General features: G+C 60.2%; 9 protein-coding genes. 8 read left to right on the plus strand and 1 reads right to left on the minus strand.

All coding sequences use genetic code 11. The features are described 5' to 3' along the window. Nucleotides 1-126: 126 nt before the first annotated feature. The 5 genes from Q0O95_RS06955 to ispD all read left to right on the plus strand — a co-directional run bounded on the left by Q0O95_RS06955 (nt 127) and on the right by ispD (nt 4,367). On the plus strand, nt 127-1,038 hold the full coding sequence (locus tag Q0O95_RS06955; RefSeq protein WP_293696705.1) for an inorganic phosphate transporter: 912 nt from the start codon (nt 127-129) through the stop codon (nt 1,036-1,038). Continuing rightward, nucleotides 1,035-1,670 (plus strand): DUF47 family protein, encoded by a 636-nt coding sequence (locus Q0O95_RS06960; RefSeq protein ID WP_293696707.1) that lies wholly within the window; start codon nt 1,035-1,037, stop codon nt 1,668-1,670. The genes Q0O95_RS06955 and Q0O95_RS06960 overlap by 4 nt, the downstream gene beginning before the upstream one ends. 20 nt (nt 1,671-1,690) lie before the next feature. After that, a complete protein-coding gene (locus Q0O95_RS06965; protein WP_293696709.1) occupies nt 1,691-2,551 on the plus strand; it encodes an inositol monophosphatase in 861 nt (286 codons plus the stop codon). A gap of 120 nt (nt 2,552-2,671) precedes the next feature. Next, complete coding sequence (locus Q0O95_RS06970) at nt 2,672-3,154, plus strand: CarD family transcriptional regulator (protein ID WP_293696711.1); 483 nt, start codon at nt 2,672-2,674, stop codon at nt 3,152-3,154. A gap of 25 nt (nt 3,155-3,179) precedes the next feature. Further along, nucleotides 3,180-4,367: a 2-C-methyl-D-erythritol 4-phosphate cytidylyltransferase gene (gene ispD, locus Q0O95_RS06975; protein WP_293696713.1), complete on the plus strand. Its 1,188-nt coding sequence runs from the start codon at nt 3,180-3,182 to the stop codon at nt 4,365-4,367. A 10-nt stretch (nt 4,368-4,377) separates the two neighbouring features. On the opposite strand, the gene Q0O95_RS06980 is transcribed toward ispD, so the two are convergent. Beyond that, nucleotides 4,378-4,833, minus strand: coding sequence for a PTS sugar transporter subunit IIA (locus Q0O95_RS06980; RefSeq protein ID WP_293696715.1), 456 nt, complete (start codon nt 4,831-4,833; stop codon nt 4,378-4,380). 106 nt (nt 4,834-4,939) lie between these two features. Here Q0O95_RS06980 and Q0O95_RS06985 point away from each other — a divergent pair, with 106 nt between their 5' ends. The 3 genes from Q0O95_RS06985 to Q0O95_RS06995 form a co-directional block, all read left to right on the plus strand. Further along, entirely contained in the window at nt 4,940-5,215 is a 276-nt protein-coding gene (locus tag Q0O95_RS06985; protein WP_293696717.1) for a PTS sugar transporter subunit IIB, read from the plus strand. A gap of 27 nt (nt 5,216-5,242) precedes the next feature. After that, nucleotides 5,243-6,655 carry a PTS transporter subunit IIC gene (locus tag Q0O95_RS06990; protein ID WP_293696719.1) on the plus strand — a complete coding sequence of 471 codons (1,413 nt, stop codon included), beginning with the start codon at nt 5,243-5,245 and terminating at the stop codon, nt 6,653-6,655. Nucleotides 6,656-6,829: 174 nt separating this feature from the next. Next, the coding region (locus tag Q0O95_RS06995) for a PTS glucitol/sorbitol transporter subunit IIC (protein WP_293696721.1) at nt 6,830-7,494 on the plus strand (665 nt) is incomplete at its 3' end.

Raw genomic sequence — 7,494 nt, forward strand, 5'->3', positions numbered from 1 at the left:
GGCATTCGGATCCGCTCGAGGCCGAAGTGCCTTCGGAGGGTGCCGCACGAATTGCAACGACGAGTCGAGAAATGAGGCTGAACAATGATTATTGCTCTTAGCATCACAGCTGCATTCTTCTCGCTCATGCACGGTCTCAACACCGGCGCTTCTCTCCTGGCGATGAGTTTGAATATTCGAGGGCTGAATCTCGGCGGTGCGCTCACCATCATGACGCTCGGTGTTGCTGTAGCTCCTTTTCTTTTCGGATGGGGGGTGGCGAACACACTCGCACACGATCTCGTGCCGTTCGGAGGCGAGCAGGGACAGCGAGGCATGCTGGTGGCCGTACTGGTGACGATCGTGGTGATCCTGATGCTGAGCTGGGTCCGGGTGCCGAGCAGTCTCACGATCGCGCTCGTGGCGGCGATCGCGGGTTATGGCTTCGTCGCGATCGGCATCGTAGACTGGGGCGCCATCGCGAAAGTGCTGGTGGTGATGTTCATCGCGCCGGTCGCAAGTGGTTCGATCGCATATCTCATATCCAGACTGTTGCTTCCGTTGCTGCCGCTCGGGAGTGTACGAAAATATCTTGAGACCGGTCACTTGATCGCGTTCGGGTTGCTTTCCCTTGCCTACGGGTCTAATGACGCACAGAAGATGCTTGCAGTTGCGATGATCGCCCTCGGCGTAGGCGGCACCGCTGGCCTAGCCGAGCTGTGGTGGGTGATCGTGATCTGCGCTCTCCTGTTCGGGCTGGGGAGCCGGCTCGGCGTCGCGAGAATGTCTAAGACCATTTCGACTGGAGTACTGCCGGCGGCTCCAACAGACATGGTGGTAACAGAAGTGTCCACCTCGGTCGCCATGCTCGTCAGCACCGGGATCGGCTCGCCGGTGGGCCTGGCGCAAACGATGTCGGGTTCGCTCATCGGCGCGGGCCTGTCTCAGGGGTATGGGCGAATTCGCTGGCAGGAAGTGTCAAAAATTCTTATCGCCTGGCTGGTGACGCTTCCGGTCACCTTCGGCCTGGCGAGCCTGATTGGAGTGTTGGTGCAGTGATACGACCCATCAAACGAGTACGAAAATATGCCCTGCGGGGCCAGAAGGGATTGCTGTACGGCTTTAGGGATCAGTTCGAGTGCTCCAAGGACGGTATTGCGCTGGTACGTCAGCTGCTCAGGGATGAGCTGCCGTCAGACAAAGTCAGGCAGCACATGTCCGACATTGAGCATCGAGGTGACCAGGCCCGGTTCGATTTCATCGCCATGCTGAGTCGGACGCTTTCGGTTCCAATCGACCGAGAGGACATGTTTCGAGTCTCCCGCTCCATTGATGACATCCTCGATACGCTCCGCGATTTCGTCCGGCTCTACGATATGTTCGGCATAGAGGGCGTGCAGCCGGAAATGCTCAAGCTTCTTGACGCCATTGACGACGGGACCGATAATCTCGAGGTCGCAGTGCACGCAATGATGAAAAACCCTCGCAACATTCGACGAGCGGCGATCACTGCGAAGAAGAACCGAGTCCGGCACTTCTATCAGGATGCGCTCGCCGCTGTCGTGAATCGCGAGCTCGACAATTCGAGTCTCAAGCTGCTTGAGCTATTCCATAAGCTCAATGAGGCTGGGGCTTCGGTAATCCTCGCTGCCGACATCTTGTCCGATGGCGCAGTCAAGCGTAGTCACTAGGACGTAAAGGAAAGAGATAAATGATGCGAAGCACGCCTGCAGTTTCACTTCACCTGAAGAACATCGCCGAGGGTGCAGCTCGATCCGTGAGTGATTTCTTGAGGGGGTCGTTCCGCAGCAATCACGAGGTCAGCTACAAACGTGATTTCAGGGATGTTGTCACAGAAGCTGATCAGGAGGCGGAGCAGCGCATAATCGAGTATATATTGGCTCATGAGCCGGACTCCACGATACTGGGCGAAGAGGGGGGTCAAGTCGGAAATGGCGCGGTGCGGTGGTTCATCGATCCCATTGACGGCACTGGAAACTTTTCGGCGGGAGTAGCCTTCTGGTGCGTATCGATCGCAGCGGCGATCGACGGCGAAGTTGTCGCCGCCGTCGTCTACGACCCAATTGCCGAGAGTTTGTTCGCGGCCGACTTGAGCGGCTCGACGTTGAACGGCCAGTCGATCCGAGCTGTCGGGCCTACAGAGGAAGCGCGCGCCGTGTTGACGACCAATTACCCCGCTCCCCGTCAGGTGAACCGGGACGGTGACCGCGTCGTCCTGCTCTGGGGAGAGTTGGTCCGCTCCTTCTTCGCCGTGAAGCGCATCGGATCCGCAGCGCTGAGTCTCTGCTACGTCGCCAACGGGTGGTATGCAGCGACGCTCTCTACTGCGGTGAACAGTTGGGATGTCGCCGCGGCATCATTCATCCTCAAACAAGCTGGAGGAGCATACCGGCCGTTGATGCCTCTGGCGCCAGGGCAACAGGACTTTCACTCGTCGGCCTACTACGGGACGGTAGCCGACGCGGACTACCCCAATCTTGCTCGCGTTTGCTCTCAGATTGTCGAGATCGAGCTCGACGCCTTGGCTACGAGTGATGCCTCACAGCAGTAATTCCTGCGGACCGCAAACGTCAGCCGTGACGCCGATTGGCTAAGCTGGTTCCTGAATCTGCGACACGCCGCCTGTGTTAAACTGGAGTTTGTCAGAAATCTCTATAGAGGAGCCTCTTCCATGAATTTTGAGGTCGGCGAGACGGTCGTTTACCCGCACCACGGAGCAGCAACCATCACCGAGGTGAAAGATCGCGTGATCAAGGGGGAGACGAAGACCTACCTCAAACTCAACGTCACCCAGGGCGATCTCGTCATCGAGGTTCCTGCCGACAACGTCGAGATGGTCGGTGTTCGCGACGTCATCGGCGAAGAGGGCCTTGCGCAGGTGTATGAAGTCCTGCAAGCGCCCTTCACGGAGGAACCGACGAACTGGAGCCGCCGCTACAAGTCCAACCTTGAGAAGCTCGCATCCGGCGACGTCATCAAGGTGAGCGAGGTCGTTCGCGACCTGTGGCGTCGCGACCAGGATCGCGGCCTGTCCGCCGGCGAGAAGCGCATGCTGTCGAAGGCTCGCCAGATTCTGGTTTCGGAGCTTGCGCTCGCGAAGAAGGTCGAGGAAGAACGCGCTAGCGAAATCCTCGACGAGGTGCTCGCCTCCTAAGGTCACGGTGCACTCGACGAGACCGATGGGTCGCCTCGCTGTTGTACTCCTTGCGGCGGGCAATGGCGTCAGGCTCGAGAGAAGTGAGCCGAAGGCTTTCGTGCATCTCGGCGGTAAGTCGATGCTTCGACATGCGCTGGAGGGTGTCCTCCGTATGCGTGAAATGGCACAGATCGTCGTCATGGTGCCGGTCTCCTACGAAGCGTTGGCGCGTGAGATCATTCGCAACACACCCGGGGCCGACGACCGCCGGATCAGGGTCGCGGCCGGCGGGCCGACAAGGCAGCAATCGGTGCGAGTCTCGTTACAGCACCTTGATGATGACATCGAAGTCGTGTTGGTTCACGATGCCGCCCGCCCGTTGACTCCGCCGATGGTCTTCGATGCGATTGCAGCAACGGTTCGGGAAACGGGAGAGGGCGTTGTTCCCGGTCTTCCGGTCGCAGACACTATAAAGCGCGTGGAGGTCGATGAGGGGCTTGTTCTCGAGACCGTGTCACGAGACGAGCTTGTGGGTGTGCAAACACCCCAGGGGTTCCTCAGGGAGGATCTCGTGCGCGCTCATGCTGGCCAGAACGTCGATTTCACCGACGACGCCGCCCTTGCAGCATCGGCGGGCGTACCGGTGCGCGTGATAGCCGGTGATCAGATGGCCTTCAAAGTTACGACCGCATGGGATCTGCGAAGGGCCGAGCAGCTTGTGGCAGCCGGTGCACGCGAGACGATTCGAGTCGGCTCTGGAACCGACGTGCACGCTTTCGCCGAGGATGACCGGCCGCTCTGGCTTGCTTGCTTGCTGTGGGAGGGAGAGCGGGGTCTCGCTGGCCACAGCGATGGGGACGCCGTGAGCCATGCAATCTGTGATGCGATGCTCTCCGCGGCGCGCTTGGGTACGATCGGCGAAGTATTCGGAACCGACGACCCTCGTTTCGAGAACGCGCGGGGTGAGGTATTCCTGCGGGCGACCCTAGCGCAGATCAAGGGCCTGGGGCTCGAAGTCGGCAATGTCTCCGTGCAGGTCGTAGGCAATCGGCCGGTCATCGCTAAACGGAGGAGAGAAGCCGAGGAGCACCTCGCGGGGATTCTCGGCGCGACGGTCAGTATTGCCGGGACCACAACGGACGCACTGGGCTTCACCGGTAGGGGCGAGGGCGTCGCAGCCATCGCGACTGCGCTCCTGCACGCGCGAACCGAGGGCCCTGTCTCGATCTGACTTACCTGAGCTATGGCGATGCGAACGCGGCATCGAATGCGCTCGCCAAGCCCGCCGGTGACACGGCCTCCCGGAGTGGTGCAGCCCAGTTTGCTCGCTGCACTAGCTCGATGAGTGAGCCGAGGATGGCAACCTGCTTGTCCGGTTCTGTGACGAACAAGGCGATGATGATGTCGACACCGACCCGATCGTCGTCGCTTCCCATGATTCGAAACTCCACCGGCTCGGAGAGCGTTGCGATCGCGAATCCGGGCTGAATAATGTGCGCGGCGTCAGCGTGAGGAATGGCGACGGGCGGGATCGTGGGGAGAGCAGTCGGGAAGCGGCGCTCGCGCTCGACGAGCGCAGCAGGAAACGAAGGCTGTGCGAAGCCCTCCGCGACCGCGGCGTTGGCAATCGCCAGCAGAGCTGCGTCGGCGTCCGAAGCTTTTAGCTGAACAAAGGATGTACCCGGGATAGCGCGCATGGGAACCTTCCAACTCGCGAGATCACATGTGTGCAGCAATCCTATTTCAAATGTGAATATAAGGGTACGATTATGACGTCCCGCTCGAGATCCAAAGGAGAATCTGGTGAAACGCATCTTGGTGGTTTGCGGCACAGGTGTCGCAACGTCAACGGTCATCGTTCAGAAAGTTCGCGCCCTGTGCGACGCGGAGGGAATCCATGCCACGATCTCCCAGGGAGCCGTCGCCGACCTTGTCGCAGGCAGCACCAATGCGGATTTGATCGTTGCTACGACTCAGGTGCCCGACACGGTGAACGTGCCGGTCATTCAGGGTCTCCCTTTCCTCACCGGCGTCGGAGTTGACGACGTACTCGACAAAATCCGCGCCGCGCTGGCGTAGCTCGCACACGGAACAAAGGAGTTCTTCGTGTTCACTGACATTCTCGAAGCAATCAGCGGATACCTGAGTGACCTCGGTGCCGCCATCACGCTGCCGTTCCTCATTGCGGTGTTCGGACTCATCCTCGGTCAGAAGTTCTCACAGGCCATTCGCGCCGGGCTCATGATCGGTGTCGGCTTTATCGGCATCAATCTCGTGATGGGGCTCATGGGCACCCAGGTCGGACCCGCGGCAACCGGGATCGCAGAGGGCCTGGGCGTGAACCTCACCACGATCGATGTCGGTTGGCCGTCATCGGCCTCCATCGCGTTTGCGTCCTCGATCGGAGCCATGGTTATACCGCTCGTGCTCGGCGTCAACATCATCCTGCTCGCGACCGGGATGACGCGAACATTCAACATCGACATGTGGAACTACTGGCACACGGCACTCGTCGGGGCTCTCGTCGCGAACGTCACCGGCAACTACTGGGTCGGTCTCGCTGCTGCAGCGATCCATATGATGGTGATCCTGTCACTCGCCGATCTTTCGGCTCCCTGGATACAGAAGTACTTCGGGTTCCCCGACATCTCGTTCCCGCACGGTACATCAGCGCCGTATGTCCTGTTCGCGCTGCCGCTGAACTGGCTGTTCGACCGTATTCCCGGCTTCAACCGCCTCAAAGCGGATCCCGGCGCCATTCAGCGAAGGTTCGGTGCGTTCGGCGAGGCTATGATTCTGGGTTTCGGGCTGGGGCTCATCCTCGGGATCTTCGGGTTCGGGTTCGACGATCCGCGGGCCGATTCGATCGCGATTCTCACCCTTGCCGTGAGTCTTGCTGCCGTCATGGTGATCCTGCCGCGCATGGTCTCGCTGCTGATGGAGGGGCTCATCCCGGTCTCCGAGTCTGCAAAGGTGTTCGTGGAGCGACGGTTCCCGGGCCGGAAGTTCTATATCGGCCTTGACACGGCGATCGCGGTCGGGCAGCCCTCCGTGCTCGCCACCTCGTTGGTGCTCGTTCCGATCACGGTCGTAATCGCAGTAGCGCTTGCGCCATTGGGCAACACCGTATTGCCGCTCGTCGACCTCGCAACGATACCGTTCATCGTCGCAATGATGGTGCCGCTGTTCAGGGGCAACATCATCCGGTCGGTCATCGGCGGGGCGATCGTCATCGGCATCGGCCTCTTTATCGCCACGGCCACAGCTGCGTCTTTCACGCAGATCGCGGCGAACTCCAATTTCGAAATCCCAGCGGACGCCACGCAGATCTCATCGCTGGTCGACGGGGCGAACCCGTTGACGGGGCTGTTCTTCGCTGCATCGGAGCTCGGAGGCTGGACGGTCGCGGTGCTCGGTGCCCTCGCGCTCGCGTTCGCATTCTTTGTGCGGTTCATCGAGCGCCGGCGTGACATTGCTCGCGCTGCCGAGGCTGCCGCTGCCGAGACATCCGAGGCGTAGTTGAGTTCGGCATTGCAAGCGACCGGACCCGGCCTGGTGCTTGCAATCCGGTCGACGGTACGCTATCAATTGAGGGACACTTTTGTGACAGTCTATACGCACAAATGTGCAAATGATTGAGGCTAGAGATTTCGCTACACAGGGGAACAACGATGCCGCGTGCAAGGAGGCGCCATGACATCTCTTGAACTACTCTTACCGATGGAGGATGATCCGCCGGTACCGGCCGGAGACAATCCGATCCTCGCCGGATTCACCTGGGTTGCAGAGCACTTCATCGGGCTCTTCCAGGCCTCCGGTGAGCAGCTCCTGGGTATGGTGACGGGCATTCTGCCGACGTTGATCGTTCTGCTGACGCTCATGTATTCCATTACGACGTGGATCGGTGAGCAGAGGGTGACCAGAGCTGTGCAGTGGTCGAGTCGGTGGGCAATCACCCGCTACACGATCATGCCGGTCATCGCGGTCATCATGCTGACGAACCCGATGGCCTACTCGTTCGGCTCGTACCTGCCCGAGCGGCAGAAACCGGCGTTCTACGACTCCGCTGTGTCATTCGTGCACCCGGTCACTACGTTCTTCCCGCATGCCAATGGCGGCGAGCTCTTCGTGTGGACCGGTGTTTCGGCCGGTGTGCTGGCATTCGCGCCCGAGAAATACGCGCTGCTCGCGCTCCTCTACTTCTTCGTCGGCATCGTCGTGATCCTGATCAGGGGGATTGTGACCGAATGGATCACCCGCCTGCTCATTCGCCGGCAGGGACTGACCGAGGTGTTCGACGACTACGATCGCGAGTTCCGCGAAGCGGCGGCCGCTGCGAAACAGCGCAAATCCGAGCG

The organism is uncultured Agrococcus sp. (assembly GCF_945915485.1).
Classification (GTDB): domain Bacteria; phylum Actinomycetota; class Actinomycetes; order Actinomycetales; family Microbacteriaceae; genus Agrococcus.